Below are 17801 nucleotides of genomic sequence, written 5' to 3' on the forward strand. Positions count from 1 at the left end.
GCTTCGTTGCCGTGCGGGTGGCGGATGGGTGTCAACCAGTAGCCGAGTTGGCCGGGTTGGGGGTTGGTGTGTTGGGTGATGGGGTTGGCGGGGTGTCAGGCCGGGTCAGCGCGGGGCTGGTGGTGGGGTGGCGTCCGTCTCCGTCGTTGGTGGTTTGGGCCACTTGGGGCCGTGGTGCCGGGGTGTGCCCTGCTGTGGGGCCGGCACCGGGGGGTGGTGTGGGCCCGGTGTGGGCGAGTGGTGGTGTGGGCTGGGGCCGGGGGGTGGTGTGGGCCTGGGGCCGGGGGTGGGATGGGTGAACGGGGGCGGGTGGTGGTCCGTATGTGTGGGCGCGTCCCCGTGCCTGTTGTTGGTGTGGGCGGGATGTGTGTTCTGGCTCCGATAGTTGGAGGAAGAGCCGATGAGTGATGAGAGCAGTCTTCCCCTGCAAGCTCTTGCGGACGGGCAGGCCGAGGTCCGTTTGGTCCTTCATTTGCGGTGGGAGGATGTCGCCGCGTTGGGCCAGGAGGCCGGGCGGCTGGCTGCGCGGCTGCAGCGTTCGGTCAGTTTGGATGAGGCGGCCAGTTACCGGCTGGGTACTCGGTCTGCTTACGCGGTGCCGGACCGGGCCAAATCGGCGGCCGGGTCGGCTGGTTCGTCGGCTGAGCAGGCCCGGCAGGCGATCGAGAAGATCAACGGGTCGGGGCATGGTGCGGCGGGTGGTGGTACGGGGTCAGGGGAGCCGCCTGCGGCCCCGCCGGATGCCAGGGGAGCTTTGGAGCGCCCGGCGCGGCATCCGTCGTCGGTGGCCGGGATTTCCGCGGCACCGGGGGTCTCGGCGGTGGGCGGCCCGCCGCCGCACACGCCCCGGGCTACCGCCTGAACCGCCCGTAGTCTGGCCCCGGCCTTCGACAAGTTGATCTGGTACCAGACTGCAGGGTTCACGCGTGTGTCCGGCAGTCGGGTTGCCGGGTTACGCTCCGTGGTCGCTGTGCTGAGGTTGGTAGTGGTACGGGGTCGTGGTACTCAGGACGGCGAACCCGAGTCGTCGCAGGATGGGGCGACTCTGGTCGGACGCATCGACCTGGAGGTAGTGGTAGCCGAGGTCAGCGGCGATTCGGGCGCGATGGGCGACCAGCGCCCGGTAGATACCCCGGCCCCGCCAGGCAGCCACGGTCCCACCGCCCCACAGGCCCGCGAATTCGGTGTCTGGGTTCAGTTCCATCCGTGCCGCGCTCACGGGCAAGTCGCCGGCCATCGCGACGACCATGCTGACCGTCTCCGACTTCTGGGCGAGTTGGGCCAGCAGGCGCTGCCGCAAGCGGGCGCTGCTGGTGCCGAATGCCCGCTCGTGGACCTGCGCCACGAGGTCTACCCCCGCGGGGTCGGTCACTGGACGCAGGTGGATGTCTTCGGGCAGCGCGATGGCAGTGGGCAGATCCTGGATCCGGGCAACCATCAGTGCCTCCTCCGGCTCGGGTGTGAACCCGGCCAACTTCAGCCGCTCTCCGAGGTCACCGGGCCGGTCGTGGACGTATGCCTTCCACTCGAACTCGCGCCCAAGTGCGGTGAAGTACTGGATCTGGGCCGTGATCGCCGCATCCGCCGTGGCCTGGTCGAGGTCCGACCACAGGACGCCGTTCCAGTCGTGGTCCGCTCCGACCTGTCGCACGACATCGCCATCACGCTCGACACGGGTTCCGGGGCCGTCGGGCCGCGCGTCGCGCCTCAGCTGGCGGTCGAACAGGGCGAGTACTTCTTCATGATCCATGCGCCCACTCCAGCACGGGACGGGCAACCGCGCCAACGAGTTTCTCCCGACGAGGCAGGCGGGGCTCTGGCTTCCGACCTGCAGGATTCGACGCTCTCACCAGTCGTGCTGAACGGTGTTCGGGTGCTGGGCCGACCGCTCAAGACACAGGCCGCATAGGCCTCGGTGACGCGCCCTCGTCCAAGTGAATGGGATGCTCCGCACGGCTGGACGGCCAGGGTGCGGTCCATCGTCACGGTCTGTCGGGGACCCTGGCCGGTAGTCATGGTCGTGTCGGGAGGCCGGGTTGGCGCTGTCGAGAGTCGAGCTGTTCGCGAGCATCCGCAGGGACAAACGCCTCGATCCGACGGTGTCCCACCTGGCGGGCATCACCCGCACCTTGGAGGCGGGCTCGGTCAGCCTCGACCTGGTCGCGGTTGAGGCCCGCAAGGCCGCCAACGCCGTCGAGGAACCTGCCCGAACACGACGACGGTCAGCTGCTCCCCTGGATCGAACCGCCCGGCACCGGCCTGCTCGCGCTGCCACCACCGCGTGCCCAACTTCCCGAGGACACAAGCCCGTTGCCCTCGGTCGACATCTACGGCCAACTCCTGTCCAGGCGACCGAAAGGCACGGCACCACCAGCGAGATTCCCGGGCCCCGAGTGGACGCCGCCGCCCAGAGCGCAGTTGACAGCGTCATCGACGAGGCATGCCGGGAACTGCACCTGCCCACCATCCGCGCCCGCTACGGCGCCATTGCCGCCGACGCGCTGAAGGAGCGGTCCAGGGCGGCCCCGAGGGGGTGCTTCCCAGTGGCCGGGGCCCGGTGTGGCGGGCGGCCGGGGCGGGCTGGCAGGCGTGGTGGGTGGTGTCGGGGCGGTTTGCCGGGGGTGTGGCGGTGCTGCCGGGGCGGGCGGGCGGGTGGGCCGGCCGGGGGGCTGGGCCGTGGTGGAGGAAGGGGGTTTGCGGAAAACTGCGGCGGGGGTTGAGTCAGGGCGGTGCGGGTTGCGTACCTCTTGGCGTGATACGGCCAAGCATCGCTTGTCGGTTGTGTGGCGGTATCGCGGCTGGGAGAGGACCGACGGACGGGTGCGCTGCGTGCTTGGGCGGCAGCGTCGGGCGTGGGGCGGCGGCTGTGGCCGCCGGCCGGAGGACGGCTCCCGCGTCCTGTTTCCTTCGTATGCGAGGTGAGCGCATGTCTCGAGCGAGGCGCAACGGCAAGCGCCGTCTGGTCATCGGCCTGGTGAGTGCGGCCGCGGTCAGCGGTGCTGTGGTCACGGGTGTGGCCATGGCCGGTGAGGGTGGCGGACCGTCCGCCGCGGCGGCTCAGGCCCCGGGTGGCTCTGGCGCCTGCAAGGCGGTGGCCGGGAAGGCGGTGCCGCTGGTCGCCAGGGGGAAGAAGGGCGTGGTGCTGGATCTGCCGAAGGCGGCCGCCGGTCTGCCGGAGCTGGATGCCCGTACCTCCGGTCTGCTGACCGCGGCGGGGGTGGGGGAGCAGACCCTGCAGCGGGTGCAGGAGGTGCTGTGGTCGGTGCCCGCGCGGGAGGTGGGTGTGAAGATCGCGTCGGGTCAGGCCGGTGGCGCGCGGGTGCCGCAGGTCAGGCTCGCTTCGCTGGACCAGCAGGACCCCAAGGTATGGGCCAAGGCTCATCCCGAGGCCGATCTGGGGCAGATGACCGCGGGGCTGGCCGCGCTGAACTCCGGTCTGGCCGAGTTCTTTGCCTCCTCGGGCGGTCTGGACAACCTTCAGGCGGCGTTCGGCAAGATCGCGGTGAACAACGTCATCGACATCGACGATGTTGACCTGGAGATCAAGAAGGCCGAGACGGCGGGCAGGATGCAGTTGCGGGTGAACTCGGCGACCGACTGCGCGGCGGGAGCGCCCGGGCAGCCATAACGCCCAGTAACGCCTGGCCGGCGGGGACCGGTACGCCCGGAAGGCGGCCGGTCCCCGCCGGCTGCGTGCGGCGTTGCCTGCCGCGACGCAGGCCGCCCACGGCCCGGCAACTCGGCCGGCACCGCGGACACCCGCCGCCGTACCACCGGGACGCCTGCGGGGATGTGCGGCAGCGGAAAGGATGTGGTCGGCTGCTTCCCGGAGCGTGGGGTTGAGCTGTGCGGCGGCCATGGGGCCGCTCCTTCGCCGGAGCGCCGCCCGGCTTGCGCCGGGCCTGCCCCGCACGCTGGGGAGCGCCGGCCGGGCGAACACCGGCCGGCATTATCGAACGCCGGTCAGCGGGCGGGGTGGGGCGGGACTAGGATCACTGCATGGCCGGCCCGGTCCAGTCCATCGAACGGGCGGCGGCGATCTTGCGGCTGCTGGCCAGCGGTCCCCGCCGGCTTGCGCTGGGTGAGGTGGCCGCGGCGTTGGGGCTGGCGAAGGGCACCACGCACGGCATTCTGCGTACGTTGCAGCATGTGGATTTCGTGGAGCAGGACGCGGCGACGGGGAAGTACCAGCTCGGGGCGGCGCTGCTGCATCTGGGCAGCAGTTATCTGGACGTCAACGAGTTGCGTTCGCGTTCCATCAACTGGGCTGATGCGCTGGCCGCCCGCACGGGTGAGGCGGTCCGGCTGGGTACTCCGCTGGAGGGCAAGCTGCTCATCGTGCATCACGTCTTCCGTCCCGATGACACCCTGCAGACCCTGGATGTGGGCGCGCTGGCGCCGCTGCACGCCTCCTCGCTCGGCAAGGTGCTGCTGGCGTTCGGGACGGCGCCGGTGGAGCCGGTGCTTGGGGCCGGTCTGGAGGCCTATACCCGGCACACCCTGGCCACCCGCGAGAGTCTGACGCGGGCGCTGGGTGAGATCCGTGAGCAGGGGTGGGCCGCGGAGGTACAGGAAATGATGATGGGAGAGGCCGGAATCGCCGCCCCGATCCGCGGCCAGGGCGGCCTGGTGGTGGGTGCGATCGGGATCTCCGGCGCGGTTGAGCGGATCTGCGACAGCAAAGGCCGGCCCCTGCCGGACCTGGTCACCCAGGTCCGGCACGCCGCGCGGGCGATTTCCAAAGACCTGGGAGCCGCCCGCTGGTGACACTCCCCTACCGCCCTGCTCAACCCCACGGAAGGCAGGACTGATCATGGTTGAGCGGTATGTGATGTCCGTCGACCAGGGCACCACCTCCACCCGGTGCATCCTGTTCGACCACCGCGGGCGGCTGGTCTCGGTCGCCCAGCGCGAGCACCACCAGCACTTCCCCCGACCCGGCTGGGTGGAACACGACGCCGCCGAGATCTGGCACACCCTGCAGCGGGTGATGCCCCAGGCGCTGGTCGGTGCCGGGGTCGCGGCCGGTGAGATCGCCGCGGTGGGGATCGCCAACCAGCGTGAGACCACCGTGCTGTGGGACCGGCGCACCGGCATCCCGCTGGGCCGGGCCATCGTCTGGCAGGATGCCCGGACCGGGGAGCTGGTGGAGGAGCTGAAAGTCCGGCCCGGTGAGGATTTCTTCCTCCAGCGCTGCTGCCTGGCCCCCTCCACCTATTTCTCCGCCCCCAAGATCCGCTGGCTGTTCGACCACGTGGATGATCTCCAGCAGCGCGCCGAAGACGGCGAGGTGCTGTTCGGCACCATGGAAAGCTGGCTGATCTGGAACCTCACCGGCGGCCCCGACGGCGGCCTGCACATCACCGATGTCACCAACGCCAGCCGCACCATGCTGATGAACATCCGCACCCTGGCCTGGGACGAGGAACTGCTGGCCTTCTTCGGCATCCCCCCGGCGATGCTCCCCGAGATCCGCCCTTCCGCCCAGACCTACGCCACCGCCCGCACCGTCCTGCCCGGGGTGAAGATCACCGCCGCCCTCGGCGACCAGCAGGCCGCCCTGTTCGGGCAGACCTGCTACGCCCTGGGCGAGGCCAAGTGCACCTACGGAACCGGCAGCTTCCTGCTGCTGAACACCGGCACCAGCCTGGTGCGCTCCCGGCACGGCCTGCTCACCACCGTCGCCTACAAGATCGGCGACCAGCCCGCGGTCTACGCCCTGGAAGGCCCGATCGCGGTGACCGGCGCCCTGGTGCAGTGGTTCCGCGACCGCCTGGGACTGATCAGCAGCGCCCCGGAGATCGAGACGCTGGCCCGCACCGTGGAGGACAACGGCGGCTGCTACATCGTCCCGGCCTTCACCGGCCTGTACGCGCCGCACTGGCGCAGCGACGCCCGCGGCGTCATCGTCGGTCTGACCTCCTACATCACCAAGGGACACCTGGCCCGCGCGGTGCTGGAAGCCACCGGCTGGCAGACCAGGGAAGTGGTCGATGCCATGAACGCCGACTCACCCCTGCCGCTGCAAGTCCTGCGCGTGGACGGCGGCATGACGGCCAACCACCTGCTGATGCAGTTCGTGGCGGATGTGCTGGATGTGCCGGTGGTACGGCCCATGGCCGCCGAGACCGTCTCCCTGGGCGCCGCCTACGCCGCGGGGCTGGCCGCCGGCTACTGGCCGGATCTGGAAGTGCTGCGCGGCAACTGGCACCGGGCCGCCCAGTGGCTGCCGGACATGGACCCCCTCCGGCGCCAGGCGGAGTACGAGAACTGGCAGCGGGCCGTGGAGCGGTCTCTGGGCTGGATCCGGCCCCCCGCCGCCACCACCTGACCACCCGCCGCGCCACCCGGGGCCGCCGGCAGGCCCCGGCTGGCGGCCCGGCAGCCCGAACCGGGGGCCCGAACCGGCGGCCGCAACACGCACCCGCCGCCACTGCGGACGCACCCCCAATCCCGGTGTGCACACCGGCCACGCCGATGCGCTCACAGGCGCCACCATCAGCCCCACCCAGCTGCTGGATCTCGCGCCGCTGTTCGCCCAGGCGCTCGGGAAAATTCCGCGCGTGACCTCAGCCCGGGACTGCCGGTCCCGGGTACCGGTCCCCGCAACGATAAGACCGGACTCTACCGGCACCCCCTCCCGCACCGCCCCGCGGCGTGCGGCCCACAGGCGGCGCACCGGCGGTGAGCCGGGCCCGTCGGCGCAGGGGCACGCGCACCGCCCGCCGCCTGCCCGGTCGGGCCGTGCGCGTGTGTCGCCTGCGCTGCCGCACCGGATAAGGGACGGCGGGTCAGCTGGGGTCGACGGCCATTTCCCCCAGCAGCGACCAGTCGTCCTGCGGAACCGTCACATTCACGATCCTGGGCGTCTGGGCCAGATGCGGCGGCAGGGTGCGCTGCGCGGCCTGGAAATGCTCGGACTGCACGTGCGCCGCCCCGGCCTCCTCATCGCGGAACGCCTCCACCAGGACGTACTGGGTCGGATCCTCCACACTGCGGGACCACTCGAACCACAGACAGCCGGGCTCCGCACGCGTGGCGGCGGTGAAGTCAGCCGCGATCTGCGGCCACTGGTCGGCGTACTCGGGACGGACGGTGAACTTGGCGGTGATGAAGATCATCGGACTTCCTTGTCGGTATCGGTTCCCACACCCCCGCGCCTCCGGCTCGCCGGCGCCACAGCACGGCCTGCGCGCCGGGCCCCGAACCTCGCACCCGCAGCGCCCCGGGCGCTGGGGTCAAGTCCTACCGCACCAACACCCCGGGCGCTGGGTCAAGTCCTACCGCACCAACGCCGCAAGGACGGGACCCGGGGGGTTCCGAGCTGTGGACCGGCCAGGAGACCGCTGCGCCGGCCGTTGTGGCGCACGCCGCCCGCCGACGCCGTGCGCGACCGGCCCGCCCCCGGGCCTGCCTCCCGCTCGGCCGCACCCCGCGCCCGTCTGCGACCCGAACGCACCACCCCGCCCCCCGGGTCTCAACCCGGGCTCGGCATCCCCTCGCGTGCGGGCGCCTTGACTGCCTTGTCGACCGCTTGCGCGGTCCGTACACAGCAAGGCCCACCAGGTCCGGCTGGTCCTTCGGCACGGCCCGCACCACAGCGCGGTTGCCCCTTGTCGTTGCCGGTGTGACCCGGCAGTTCACATGGCTCGTGGGCACCACTCGCTACGTCGACACAGTTGCCCCGGGACGGCGGCCCAGAGCGAATCCCTCGGTCACGAGCAAGGACGGCGTCAGGGGATCCGCCGGAGGGCCCTAATCCTCCGCCCGTTGGGTCACCGGTGCCTCGGTGCGGTCTCCCGGGAACTCATACCAGCGGCGCTGCAGGCACACATACCGCACATCGGCCTCGACAAGGCGGAGGAAGGCGGTGACCGTTTCGGTCAGGCGCTGCTGAAGGCCGGGATCGGCCAGCAGCCCGTCCTGGGTGAAGCCCTGGTGGGCCCGGGCCAGGCTGAACATGTCCGGATAGACGCGGGTGCCCAGGTGCTCCAGGGGAACCCTCAGCGCCCACAGCCCGCGGTTGCCGCCCACCAGCGACGGCGAGGCGGAGACCAGCAGCGCGTGCTTGGTCTTGAACGGCTGCGGCTGGATACGGGAGACCCAGTCGATCGCGTTCTTCAGCACTCCGGGCACCGAGGCGTTGTACTCCGGAGAGGAGATCACGAACGCGTCGCACCGCTCGAGCCTGTCGCGCAGCGCCAAAGCGCCCTCCGGAACCCCTGAAGCGGCCTCCGCATCGCCGTCGTAGGAGGGCATGTCGAACTCCCGCATGGCGGCGAGGTCGGCGTCGGCGCCGTTCTGGTTGATCAGGCGGGCCACCAGGGAGGCCAGGCGGGCGTTGGTGGATCCGGCCCGCAGTGCGGCACCGAAGACCAGCACCCGCAGGGGACCGGGGTGGTCGTTGGTGGGCATGGCAGCGTCCTTCCCCTCGGCGTAGGGCCCGCACGGGCATCGTAGGGCTCAGTGTGGTCGGGGGATGGCCACCCCACGATCGGACGGGGCCATCCGGGCAGGCCGGCACCCACCGGCAATCGCCGGCCCGGGTGGTGCGAGGACCTGATGCGGGTGGGAACGGTCTCTGAGCTGCTGGTGGGATGAGCTGGGGGACCGGCGGGTGGGCCGCTCAGCGAGGTCACATGTCGGGGCGCCCGTGACGCTGGCGGCCGGGCATTGCCACCGCGCGTGCCGTCGTCATTCGCTGCGCCAGATGTTGTCGAAGGCCGCTTTTTCGATGGCTCGCCGTTGCCGTACGGCCTCCAGTTCCATCACCGCGTCGTGGACGGCGGCCAGCACGGTCGCCACCGCGTCGTCGGCCATGCTCGGGGGTTCTCCCCGCTGCGTGTCGCGGATCCCGAGGGCCGCCGCAAGGTCGGCGAGGACGGGCTCATCGGAGGTCCAGCGCTCGTCCGCCTGGCGGCGCTCGGGCGAATCGACCAGCACCGTCTGCCTGGTCCTGGGGCTCCTCCAGCGGCGGGGTTGCCGCATCAGCTGCCCGTCCGCCTCCAGGGCGGCCAGATAGGCCGTGGCCAGGCCGCGGCCTCTGCGCCACAGCCAGTCCTCGACCGACTCATACGGCGCTTGCCGGGCGAGTGCGGAGGCGGCCTCATCCAGCAGGCGGTCTGCTATGGCCGGCCGGTAGCCCGGCACGAGGTGCTCGCCGTCCAGGGTGATGGTCTCGGCCGCCAGGAGGTCGATCAGCTCGGCTCCCGCGAGCGCCAGCGACAGATCGCCTTGCTCCACCGGGCGATTGGGCGCCATGTCCATGGCGGCGATCATCAAATCCCGTGATGTGGTCATGGGAAGGCTCCACCTCGGGGGGCATCACCAGCCGGTTCGTCGCCGGCTCGTCCGGGCACCCGGCGTGACGCCGAGCGGCAAGGCCACATTGCCGTGACCGGTGGCCGCTACCGCTGCACCAGGAGGGGAGGCGAGCGGCGTGGTGCGCCGGGCGAAACGCGGGCCGCCGGCGAGTACTCCCGCCTCCGAGCTTACGGAGCGGGCACGGCCACTGCACCCCCCGCGGGCCCTTCCCGGCTGGGCCTCACACCCCGGCCCCGGCCGGTGCCGGCCTTGAGTGCCGAGCCCTTTCCTGCCCCTGCACACAGCGTTCGGTGCCCGCCGGGCGGACCGACGAGGGGCGTTGTGTCTCCTGGCCCGCGCCGCCCCGCGCCGCGCCGACGTGGACGCCTTCGCGCTGCGCAGCCAGGAGCGGGTGGCCAAGGCCGTCGCGGACGGCCGGGTGCCTGTCTGCCGCTGCCTGCTGCTGTGAGCCGCGGCCGTGTAGCGGGGGGCCGGGGGCCTGGCCGACTGCCCGCCACCGGCCCGGCCGGTGGCGGGGGCTGTGGAAGCCGTTTCCGGTGCGGTCGGGCCCACACCCCGGGGCCGGACGGCTGGGGCCCGGTGCTCGGCAGACCAGCTGTTCGGGGTGGCCGGAAACGCCCCCTGGGCCGGGCCGCGGCTGGAACAACCGCTCAGCTACTCCGTTGTAGGGGTATATGACCAACCACTGCCAGCCAGAGCCGGACACCGCCCATCTACGCCCCCCGCGTGGCCGCGGACGGCCCATGGTCCGGCCCGACCGGGAGGACAACCCGTGATCGTCGTCACCGGAGCAAGTGGCAACATCGGACGCAGCCTTGTCGGCCAACTCCTCGCCGAAGGCGCGCCCGTACGCGCTGTGACCCGCAACCCCGAGCGCGCCGGGCTGCCGGCCGCAGCCGAGACGGTACGGGCCGACCTGACCGACCCCGCCTCGCTCGAACCAATCCTGCAGGGCGCCGAATCGCTCTATCTCAACCTCGCGGCCGGCGGCAGCGAGAAGGTGGGCCAGCTGGTGGAGGCCGCGGTCAAGGCAGGCCTGCGGCGTATCGTCTTGAACTCCTCGCTGTCGGTGACCGACACCCCCGCCGACGAGGAGGCCTTCATCCCCCGCATGCACGCCGCCGCCGAGCGCGCGATCCGCGCCAGCGGACTGGAGTGGACCTTCGTACGCGGCGGGATGTACGCCACCAACGCGCTGCGGTGGGCCGAGGGCATCAAGGCCGGCGGCGTGGTGCGCGGCCCCTATCCGCAGGCGGTGGCCGCGCCGGTCCACGAGGCCGACCTGGCCGCGGTCACCGCGCGCGCCTTGCTGGACCGCAGCGGCGCTCACCTGGGTAGGGCCCCCTCGGTCACCGGCCCGCAGGCGGTGACCCTGGCCGGGCAGGTCGCGGCGATCGGCCGCGCGATCGGGCGCGAGATCCGCGTTGAGACGCTCTCCCCGGAGGCGGCTGCCGAGGCGATGACGTCCGAGGGCTTCCCCCGCGAGGCGGCACTCCAACTCATCGGCTACCTCGGTGCGTCGGTCGGCACCGAACCCCTGATCACCGACGAGGTGCAGCGCATCACCGGGCGTGCGGCCCGTACGTTCGAGCAGTGGGCCCGGGACCACGCCGGCGACTTCCGCTGACGCCCGCCCCCTGCACAACCGGGAGGGCCGCAGTGCCGTGCGTCGGCGCAGCCCCCGGGAAGACTCGGCCGAAGGAGCGCCGCCCCCCGCACGCGGGGCGGCGCTCCTTCTGGGCTTTTCTTCCGATGCGGCAGGCGGTGCTCGGCCAGGGACGGTGCGGAGGCGGTCTCGCCCGGCGTGGCGCACGCTGCAGACAGCGGATGAGACCGCTGAGATGACACCTGCCGGCCGCGACTGCTGCGGGCAGCAGCGGGTGAGCCGGCGCAGTCAGGCACCACCGTCAGCCCGCGGTGAGCGGGAGAAGTGAAGGGCGAGCATGAGCGTCGGGGATGCGAACACTGGCAACGCCACGGCCGCGGACCAGACCGCCGCAGCGGCGAACACCAGCACCGGTGCGGCCGGCCGGCCGCTGTCGGGGTGCGCGGCGCTGGTGACCGGCGCGTCCAGCGGCATCGGGGCGGCCACCGCCCTCGCGCTGGCCGGGCAGGGCGCGGCGGTGGCACTGGTCGCCCGCCGCACCGAGCGGCTTCGGGAACTGGCCACCGCCATCCGCGACCGGGACGGTACCTGCGTCGTCCTGACCGCCGATCTGTGTGATGCGGCGCAGGCGCGTCAGGCGGTGGAGGAGACCGCGGACCGCTTCGCACGGCTGGATGTGCTGGTCAACAACGCCGGTTACGTAAGCATGGGCGCCTTCGAACACAGCGACCCCGAGGACTTCGAACGCACCGTGGACCTCAACCTCACGGCAGTCCTGCACACCTCGCAGGCCGCGCTGCCGCATCTGCTGCGCGCGGCAGCCGGCGGCCCGCGCCACGTGGCCGACCTGGTGAACGTCAGTTCGGTCGCGGGCCGGGTGGCGCGCAAGAACAACAGCGTCTATTCGGCGACCAAGCACGCACTGGGGGCGTTCAGCGAGGCGCTGCGCCAGGAGGTGACCGGGCGGGGTGTCCGGGTGGGGGTGGTCGAGCCGGGGATGACCACCACCGAGATGGCGACCGGCGCCGGGTCCGCCGCCGCTCGCGGGCTGCCGCGGAGCACCTGGCTGCGCTCGGAGGACATCGCCCGCTGCATCCTGTTCATGGTCACTCAGCCTGCGCACGCCGCGATCAACGAGATCATGGTGCGCCCCACGGCCCAGGAACACTGACCACTGAACCTGACACCCACTCAAGCCCAAGCGGCGCTTTGCGTCACGGCCAGGCTCGATCCGCACCTGACCTGCGGCCTTCTCGTCCAGACGGGCGCGACCTGGGCACCGCGTCAGTTGCGCGACACGAATGCAATTTCTGGTTCATTCACCTCTGTTCGAGTGCGCGAGATCTATTCTGATCTTCTATCAGGGACTCAGAAGATGGTCCCTTCACGGATCAGGTCGCCTCGACACAGGCAAAGGTCACAGGTCCGGTTCAGTAGCTTTTAGGGTGCCCGTAGGGAATTGACGTTCCGTTGGGACACCTGTCTTCCGGAACGGGCCGGGCCCACATCGTCCGCGAAACCTTCCCCGCAGCCGAGAGCTCAGGTACGACGAAGGGGCCCCGAGTGCTGTGCCACACCTCTGCTTCCGACGGCCTCGGGGCGGAGCGGGAGCTTCCTCGCACGTCGTGTTGGCCTCTCGCGTTCGCGAAGGTCTTGAATGCTTGGAGGCGGAAATGACCATTCCGACGACAAGGGAGGACCGTCCCTCGATTTTCGCGCTTGCCGTGAAGCACCTGCCTGGCGTGGTGGCATTGGTGGCCGCCATCGGTGTCGTTTTGCTGATCGTCACGGACCATCCGGACCAGATCGCGGCGGTGGCTGTGCTGGGCGCGGCCGGCGGCACCCTCCAGGTAACGGTGCATGTGTCCCGTCGCTGAGTGAGTGTTTTTCAACTCTGCCGTGAGGTGCGTACGGCTGGATGATCTGGGTCGTGGCGGCTGGCGGGACAGCCCGGCGGTACTGCCGGGAGTGCGGTGACCCGCTGCCGGTGTCGATGGCGACGGAAGCAGTGTTCTGCTCGGGTCGGTGCAGGTCACGGCGGTGGCGTAGGCTGCGGCCGACCCGGCAACGAATGATCGCGATGCAGCAGGGCAAGCAGGCGGAGTGCCCCGTCTGCGGCGGTCGTGGACGGTGGGCGTGGAACGGACGAAGTCAGCGGTGTACTGCTCGGACCGGTGCCGGGTACGGGCCTGCCGCCAGCGGCAGGCGTCACGGAACGGCGTTGCGGAAACGCCGTTCCGTGACGCCTCGCCCGCACCTCCAACACCGCACGTTGCGCAGGCGAGTTGGCGGAGGTCGGCGGGTGCTTCGAGCGCCCCTGGTTTGCGCTCTGCCTCCGCGTGTCGCGCCAGCGCCACCGTGGACGGTGACCGGGGCTGCGCCTCGTTGACCGGTCCCATTGTGGGTGGCCGGGCCGGGCCCGGGGCAAGGACGGTGGTCGCCATGACCGACCGGATCGGCTCAAGCTGCTCGCCAAGGAGCTTTGAGGTCCCGGTCATCGCGCGGCAGCGTTACGAACAGATCGTCACCCAGGCCAAGGAGCTGATCGCGCAGGTCGCGAAGGCGCAGTTCGCAGCTCGGTGACATGGCGCTGGAGATCGAGCCGATGAGGTCGGTGGGCGGGTCGATGCACCTTCGCCGCTCCGCCCAGCGGTTATGCCGGACGCAGGTTCAAGTTCCCCTTCGAGTCAAGCTCAGAGTCGAAAGCGGGTTTGGGTGAACCGCTCACCGCGGCCGAACGCGAGGACCTTCGACGGCCGCACGGCGAATACCGGAACCACCTCATCCGGCTCAGCGGTCTCCGGCTGGGGTCCCTCCGGCCGATGACGGAAGCCGCCCTCGACGGCGTCGTAGGGCCACTCGATCTTCGACAGCCACAGATCGGCGAGGCGTTCCAGCGTCATGAGGTCGGTGACGCGATCCGCCCGCCCCTCGACGACGATGTCGAGGCCGTGCCGGTACGAGTTGTTGCCGGTGGTGAGGATGCAGTTGGGGTTGCGTGCGAGGTTACGGCCCTTCTGCTCCTCGAGACCGGTAGAGAAGTGCAGCGCGCCGTCGAGCCACATCGCCGGCAGTGGTGCCACGTGCGGCCGACCATCGGCCCGGACCGTCGAGATCCAAAAGATTTCTGCTCGCTCGAGCTCGGCAACTACTTCATTCCACGGTGTTGCCGTGGCACCAGCGCTGCTGTAGTCAGGATGGAGCTCTGCAACAGGTTCGTCCGTCATGACACCGCCGTCTTCGTCACTGGTCGAGGCGGCTCCCTCGCTGGAGTGCGAGCCTGAGCATCAACCAGTCCTCCTCGTGGCCGTATGCGTCGCGATCTTAATTGCAGGCTGCGCCGATATCTCGGTAGCCGCGCAGGCCCCCGCGACTACCGCTTCAAAAACAGGTTCTGAACCTGCGGGCCTCGCCATGAGCGGGTGAGGCCCGTTCCGCCGTACGGCCTGGCCGGTTCGGCCCTACGGCCGAGCGCCGGTGCGCCCTGTGGTGCCCGGTGGCTGCCGTGCAGGGGTACACCCCTCACGAAGCGGTACAGGCGGTCCTTGAAGCCCTGGTTGCAGGCAACGGCCAGGATGTGGTCGCAGGTGCGGGGCTGGCCGAAGATGTAGACGCCGTCCGCCCGCAGCCGTGGCTCTTCCAGGTACATCCGGCAGCCTGCGAGCATCGCCAGGGCGCCGCCGAGGCTGTGGCCGGTGAACCAGACGGTCTGGCCGTAGGGGCTCGTGGCTCGGGTTCGTTCTTGCCGTCCGTGTGATCCGCCCGTAGGCTGAATGCGCTTTCAAGCAGGTCAGCAGCACGGAGAGGGGGAGGCGGCAGGATGAGCCCTCCCACGGTGTACGACGTCGCCGAGCGGGCGGGCGTCTCCATCGCAACGGTGTCGCGCGTCTACCGCAATCCCGACTCGGTGCGCGCCGCGACCCGCGACCGGGTGCTGGCCGCCGCGCGCGAGCTGGGCTATGTGCCGAGCGGGAATGCCCGCGGGCTGGCCAGTCGCACCACCGGAGTGCTCGGCCTGTGCTTCCCCGACTTCCACGACACGGAGGCCGAGGACGCACCGGACGCCGACGACGCCGAGCTGATGCTCTACTCCGACGAAGTCATCCGGGGTATGGAACGTGCCGGCCGGCGCCATGGCTATGCGCTGCTGATCGCCGCCTCGCACGCCGACCGGGCGGGCGAACAGGCCGCTGAAGTCGCCGGCCGGGTGGACGGTCTCGCCGTTCTGGCGCAGACCGTGCCGCGCGAGGACCTGGAGGTGATTGCGCGACGGGTGCCCGTCGCGATGCTCGCCGGAGAGCGGAACGACGACTACGACAGCATCGTCGTGGCGAACTTCGACGGAGAGCTCGAGCTCACCCGGCATCTGCTCGTGGACCACGGTCTGCGCCGGCTGGCCTTTGTCGGCGGCCCCCCGGACTCCCCGGACGGCGAGGCGCGTTTCCGCGGCTTCCAGGCCGCCCATCTGGAGGCCGGGCTGCCGTTGCCCGAACGGCCCGCTGTACGGGGAGACCTGACCCAGGCCGCGGGACGCAAGGCCATCGAAGAACTGCTGGACCAGGACGGGGAACGGCCTCAGGGCGTGGTCTTCGCCAACGACCAGATGGCAGTGGGCGCCCTGCACACTCTGCAGGAACGCGGAATCGGCGTACCCGAGGAACTCGCGGTGACCGGCTTCGACGGAATCCCGCTGAGTCGCTTGGTGCGCCCGGCACTCACCACCGTGCGGCAGCCGATGGGCCGTCTCGGCGAGCAGGCGGTGGAGCTGCTGGTCGCCCGGATCGCGGACCGGGAGCGGCCTCCCGTTGCCCGGGTGCTGCCGGTGAAGGTGACCCGGCGGGCCAGCTGCGGCTGCTCGTAACGGCGCCTGCGGAGCCCGGGCCGGGTTTCCGCTCGTTTATGGAAGCGTTACCTCCACTCCTCTTGAGCCTGCCCAACGTGTACGACAAGGTCTGTATGCGCTTACATGAAGCGCGGACAGGACTCGAGGAGGAGCCGCATGACCCGCACTGTGCAATCAGTCGCCATTGCCGTGACGGTGGTGTCGGCTCTCGGCCTGACCGCCTGCGGAAGCAGTGGCGGCGGCCAGGCCCCGGCGGACGCCAAGCAGACACTCACCGTGTGGGCCATGGGGGAGGAAGGCAAGCGGCTCCAGGACATCGCAGGGGAATTCACCAAGAAGCATCCCAACATCACCGTCAAGGTGACCCCCGTCGGCTGGGATGTCGTCCACCAGAAGCTGGTCTCCGCCGCTGCCGCCGGGAAGCTGCCCGACATGGCGCAGATGGGCACGACGTACATGGGTGAGTTCATCGAGCTCGGCGCGCTCGAGCCGGTGGACACCGCGACCTTCAAGAAGGACGACTTCTTCCCCGCCGCCTGGGACACAGGCGTCGTGGACGGCGAGGCCTACGGGGTGCCGTGGTACGTCGACACGCGCGCGCTGTACTACCGCACCGACCTGGCGAAGAAAGCGGGCATCGACAAGGCGCCCGCCACCTGGAAGGACCTGCGCGCGCTCGCTGACGGCTACAAGAACAAGGCCGGCACCGCCCGGGGCATCGACATCCAGCCCGGCAGCCTCGGCGCCTGGCAGACCTGGCTGCCGTTCTTCTACTCCGCCGGCGGCGAGCTGCTGGACAAGGACGGCAAGCCCGCCCTGGACTCCCCGGCGTCGGTCAAGGCGCTGACCGAGTACGCCCACTACTACGGCAAAGGCCTCGCGAAGAAGACCTTCACCCCGGGCTACGACGTGGTCAAGGACTTCGGCTCCGGCCGGGTGCCGATGTTCTCCTCCGGCCCCTGGATCGTCCAGAACATCACCGATCAGCAGCCGCAGCTCAAGGGCAAGTGGGCGGTCGCACCGCTGCCGGCCGACAAGTCCTCCACCTCCTTCGTCGGCGGAGCCTCCCTGGTCACCTTCAAGGACGGCGAGCACCAGGCCGCCGCGAAGGAGTTCACCAAGTTCCTCACCAGCCCGGAGCAGCAGGCCCACTGGTACGAGATCGCCAAGGTGCTGCCCGCCGGCAAGGCCGCCTGGGAGCAGCCCGCCCTCAAGGGCGGCGACAGCCTGACGGTCTTCAGGAAGTCGCTGGACACCGCCAAGGAGGTGCCCCCGATCGCGAAGTGGAACGAATTCTCCGCCCAGATCGACAACGCCGTGGAGAAGATCGCGCGAGGCGCCGACCCGGCCAAGACGGCCAAGGACCTGCAGAAGGTCACCGAGGGCCTGGTGAACTGACCCCATGAGCACCGCTGCCGCCGAGGCCGGCGCCACGCGCCGGCCCCCGGCCGGACCCCAGAACGCGGCCGGGACCGAGGGCCTGACCACGGGCCGGAGCAAAGGCCCGCAGACGCCCCGGCGCCGTCGGGACCGGCTCGCCACCCAGAATCTGGCCGGTTGGCTCTACTCCTCGTGTGGCCCCTGATCGCCACCAACGACCCCGAGAAATACACCCTTCCGGTGGCACTGGCCACGTTCGCCACCGCCCCCACCACGGCCGACGGCTCCAATGGTGTGCTGATGGCAGGCGCCTTCCTGGTGGTGCTGCCCGTGCTGCTGATCTTCGTCGTCCTGCAGCGCCACTTCACCCAGGGCATTGCCACCGCCGGGCTGAAGTAACCAGCCCTCGATTTCACCGACCTCTGCACGTACGACCCGCGCGTGCCTGCCGCACGGACGTCATGTATGCGCATCCATCGAGAGGGCCACATGACCGAGAAGAACGCCGCCCGCCACGACTGGGAGCAGCGCATCGGCCTGCCGAGCGACCGGCCGCTGTCCGGGACCGCCGACGTGCCCGCCCCCGCCGGGCTGCGCTCCGAGGACGGCACCGGCCATGTGCTGCTCGGCTGGGAGCCGGTCGAGGGC

Annotated in this window: 17 protein-coding genes and 3 pseudogenes; 13 read left to right on the plus strand and 7 right to left on the minus strand. The window is 70.7% G+C overall.

All coding sequences use genetic code 11. From position 1 onward, the window contains the following. Positions 1-952 precede the first annotated feature (952 nt). Positions 953-1750: a GNAT family N-acetyltransferase gene (locus ACY34J_RS27340; RefSeq protein WP_462729336.1), complete on the minus strand. Its 798-nt coding sequence runs from the start codon at positions 1748-1750 to the stop codon at positions 953-955. Between the two features lie 1176 nt (positions 1751-2926). Between ACY34J_RS27340 and ACY34J_RS27345 the strand changes: the two genes are divergently transcribed. From ACY34J_RS27345 to glpK, 3 genes are all read left to right on the plus strand, one after another. Further along, positions 2927-3628 carry a hypothetical protein gene (locus ACY34J_RS27345; protein WP_462729335.1) on the plus strand — a complete coding sequence of 234 codons (702 nt, stop codon included), beginning with the start codon at positions 2927-2929 and terminating at the stop codon, positions 3626-3628. A gap of 371 nt (positions 3629-3999) precedes the next feature. Then, complete coding sequence (locus ACY34J_RS27350; protein WP_462729334.1) at positions 4000-4767, plus strand: IclR family transcriptional regulator; 768 nt, start codon at positions 4000-4002, stop codon at positions 4765-4767. Positions 4768-4813: 46 nt separating this feature from the next. Then, positions 4814-6331, plus strand: a complete 1518-nt coding sequence (gene glpK / locus ACY34J_RS27355) for a glycerol kinase GlpK (RefSeq protein ID WP_462729333.1) — start codon at positions 4814-4816, stop codon at positions 6329-6331. Between the two features lie 460 nt (positions 6332-6791). On the opposite strand, the gene ACY34J_RS27360 is transcribed toward glpK, so the two are convergent. The 4 genes and pseudogenes from ACY34J_RS27360 to ACY34J_RS27375 all read right to left on the minus strand — a co-directional run bounded on the left by ACY34J_RS27360 (position 6792) and on the right by ACY34J_RS27375 (position 9300). Continuing rightward, positions 6792-7121, minus strand: a complete 330-nt coding sequence (locus ACY34J_RS27360) for a putative quinol monooxygenase (protein ID WP_462729332.1) — start codon at positions 7119-7121, stop codon at positions 6792-6794. A 356-nt stretch (positions 7122-7477) separates the two neighbouring features. Then, positions 7478-7614 (minus strand): annotated as a pseudogene (locus tag ACY34J_RS27365) (DUF2000 family protein); the annotation flags it as partial. Between the two features lie 141 nt (positions 7615-7755). After that, positions 7756-8415, minus strand: coding sequence for an NADPH-dependent FMN reductase (locus tag ACY34J_RS27370; protein WP_462729331.1), 660 nt, complete (start codon positions 8413-8415; stop codon positions 7756-7758). A 279-nt stretch (positions 8416-8694) separates the two neighbouring features. After that, complete coding sequence (locus ACY34J_RS27375; protein WP_462729330.1) at positions 8695-9300, minus strand: GOLPH3/VPS74 family protein; 606 nt, start codon at positions 9298-9300, stop codon at positions 8695-8697. Between the two features lie 277 nt (positions 9301-9577). On the opposite strand from ACY34J_RS27375, the gene ACY34J_RS27380 reads away from it, so the two are divergent. The 5 genes from ACY34J_RS27380 to ACY34J_RS27400 all read left to right on the plus strand — a co-directional run bounded on the left by ACY34J_RS27380 (position 9578) and on the right by ACY34J_RS27400 (position 13513). Continuing rightward, positions 9578-9772, plus strand: coding sequence for a hypothetical protein (locus ACY34J_RS27380; RefSeq protein ID WP_462729329.1), 195 nt, complete (start codon positions 9578-9580; stop codon positions 9770-9772). Between the two features lie 324 nt (positions 9773-10096). Then, a complete protein-coding gene (locus ACY34J_RS27385) occupies positions 10097-10951 on the plus strand; it encodes an NAD(P)H-binding protein (protein WP_462729328.1) in 855 nt (284 codons plus the stop codon). Between the two features lie 316 nt (positions 10952-11267). Next, entirely contained in the window at positions 11268-12101 is an 834-nt protein-coding gene (locus ACY34J_RS27390; protein ID WP_462729327.1) for an SDR family oxidoreductase, read from the plus strand. A gap of 502 nt (positions 12102-12603) precedes the next feature. After that, a complete protein-coding gene (locus tag ACY34J_RS27395; RefSeq protein ID WP_462729326.1) occupies positions 12604-12807 on the plus strand; it encodes a hypothetical protein in 204 nt (67 codons plus the stop codon). Between the two features lie 565 nt (positions 12808-13372). Then, positions 13373-13513 carry a hypothetical protein gene (locus ACY34J_RS27400; RefSeq protein WP_462729325.1) on the plus strand — a complete coding sequence of 47 codons (141 nt, stop codon included), beginning with the start codon at positions 13373-13375 and terminating at the stop codon, positions 13511-13513. Positions 13514-13623: 110 nt separating this feature from the next. On the opposite strand, the gene ACY34J_RS27405 is transcribed toward ACY34J_RS27400, so the two are convergent. Next, positions 13624-14157, minus strand: a complete 534-nt coding sequence (locus tag ACY34J_RS27405) for a pyridoxamine 5'-phosphate oxidase family protein (RefSeq protein ID WP_462729324.1) — start codon at positions 14155-14157, stop codon at positions 13624-13626. Positions 14158-14453: 296 nt separating this feature from the next. Further along, positions 14454-14645, minus strand: a pseudogene (locus ACY34J_RS27410) (lipase family protein); the annotation flags it as partial. Positions 14646-14750: 105 nt separating this feature from the next. Between ACY34J_RS27410 and ACY34J_RS27415 the strand changes: the two are divergent. The 5 genes and pseudogenes from ACY34J_RS27415 to ACY34J_RS27435 form a co-directional block, all read left to right on the plus strand. Further along, positions 14751-15791 carry a LacI family DNA-binding transcriptional regulator gene (locus ACY34J_RS27415; RefSeq protein ID WP_462729323.1) on the plus strand — a complete coding sequence of 347 codons (1041 nt, stop codon included), beginning with the start codon at positions 14751-14753 and terminating at the stop codon, positions 15789-15791. Positions 15792-15929: 138 nt separating this feature from the next. Continuing rightward, positions 15930-17171: a sugar ABC transporter substrate-binding protein gene (locus ACY34J_RS27420; protein ID WP_462729322.1), complete on the plus strand. Its 1242-nt coding sequence runs from the start codon at positions 15930-15932 to the stop codon at positions 17169-17171. A 4-nt stretch (positions 17172-17175) separates the two neighbouring features. Continuing rightward, the gene (locus ACY34J_RS27425) at positions 17176-17358 is read left to right on the plus strand and encodes a hypothetical protein (protein WP_462729321.1); all 183 of its coding nucleotides are present in this window, start codon (positions 17176-17178) and stop codon (positions 17356-17358) included. Further along, positions 17346-17552, plus strand: a pseudogene (locus tag ACY34J_RS27430) (carbohydrate ABC transporter permease); the annotation flags it as partial. The gene ACY34J_RS27425 and the pseudogene ACY34J_RS27430, both read left to right, overlap by 13 nt. Positions 17553-17618: 66 nt before the next feature. Beyond that, on the plus strand, positions 17619-17801 hold a 183-nt coding region (locus ACY34J_RS27435), incomplete at its 3' end, for a hypothetical protein (protein WP_462761984.1).

The organism is Streptomyces sp. HSS9-12, from assembly GCF_054963655.1.

What these genes read in the sequence shown, in the direction of transcription:
- ACY34J_RS27375 (WP_462729330.1), bottom strand. Translation starts at nt 9,300, where the DNA reads ATGACCACATCACGGGATTTGATGATCGCCGCCATGGACATGGCGCCC.
- ACY34J_RS27425 (WP_462729321.1), top strand. Translation starts at nt 17,176, where the DNA reads ATGAGCACCGCTGCCGCCGAGGCCGGCGCCACGCGCCGGCCCCCGGCC.
- ACY34J_RS27400 (WP_462729325.1), top strand. Translation starts at nt 13,373, where the DNA reads ATGACCGACCGGATCGGCTCAAGCTGCTCGCCAAGGAGCTTTGAGGTC.
- glpK (WP_462729333.1), top strand. Translation starts at nt 4,814, where the DNA reads ATGGTTGAGCGGTATGTGATGTCCGTCGACCAGGGCACCACCTCCACC.
- ACY34J_RS27390 (WP_462729327.1), top strand. Translation starts at nt 11,268, where the DNA reads ATGAGCGTCGGGGATGCGAACACTGGCAACGCCACGGCCGCGGACCAG.
- ACY34J_RS27370 (WP_462729331.1), bottom strand. Translation starts at nt 8,415, where the DNA reads ATGCCCACCAACGACCACCCCGGTCCCCTGCGGGTGCTGGTCTTCGGT.
- ACY34J_RS27405 (WP_462729324.1), bottom strand. Translation starts at nt 14,157, where the DNA reads ATGACGGACGAACCTGTTGCAGAGCTCCATCCTGACTACAGCAGCGCT.
- ACY34J_RS27415 (WP_462729323.1), top strand. Translation starts at nt 14,751, where the DNA reads ATGAGCCCTCCCACGGTGTACGACGTCGCCGAGCGGGCGGGCGTCTCC.
- ACY34J_RS27360 (WP_462729332.1), bottom strand. Translation starts at nt 7,121, where the DNA reads ATGATCTTCATCACCGCCAAGTTCACCGTCCGTCCCGAGTACGCCGAC.
- ACY34J_RS27345 (WP_462729335.1), top strand. Translation starts at nt 2,927, where the DNA reads ATGTCTCGAGCGAGGCGCAACGGCAAGCGCCGTCTGGTCATCGGCCTG.
- ACY34J_RS27340 (WP_462729336.1), bottom strand. Translation starts at nt 1,750, where the DNA reads ATGGATCATGAAGAAGTACTCGCCCTGTTCGACCGCCAGCTGAGGCGC.
- ACY34J_RS27395 (WP_462729326.1), top strand. Translation starts at nt 12,604, where the DNA reads ATGACCATTCCGACGACAAGGGAGGACCGTCCCTCGATTTTCGCGCTT.
- ACY34J_RS27420 (WP_462729322.1), top strand. Translation starts at nt 15,930, where the DNA reads ATGACCCGCACTGTGCAATCAGTCGCCATTGCCGTGACGGTGGTGTCG.
- ACY34J_RS27350 (WP_462729334.1), top strand. Translation starts at nt 4,000, where the DNA reads ATGGCCGGCCCGGTCCAGTCCATCGAACGGGCGGCGGCGATCTTGCGG.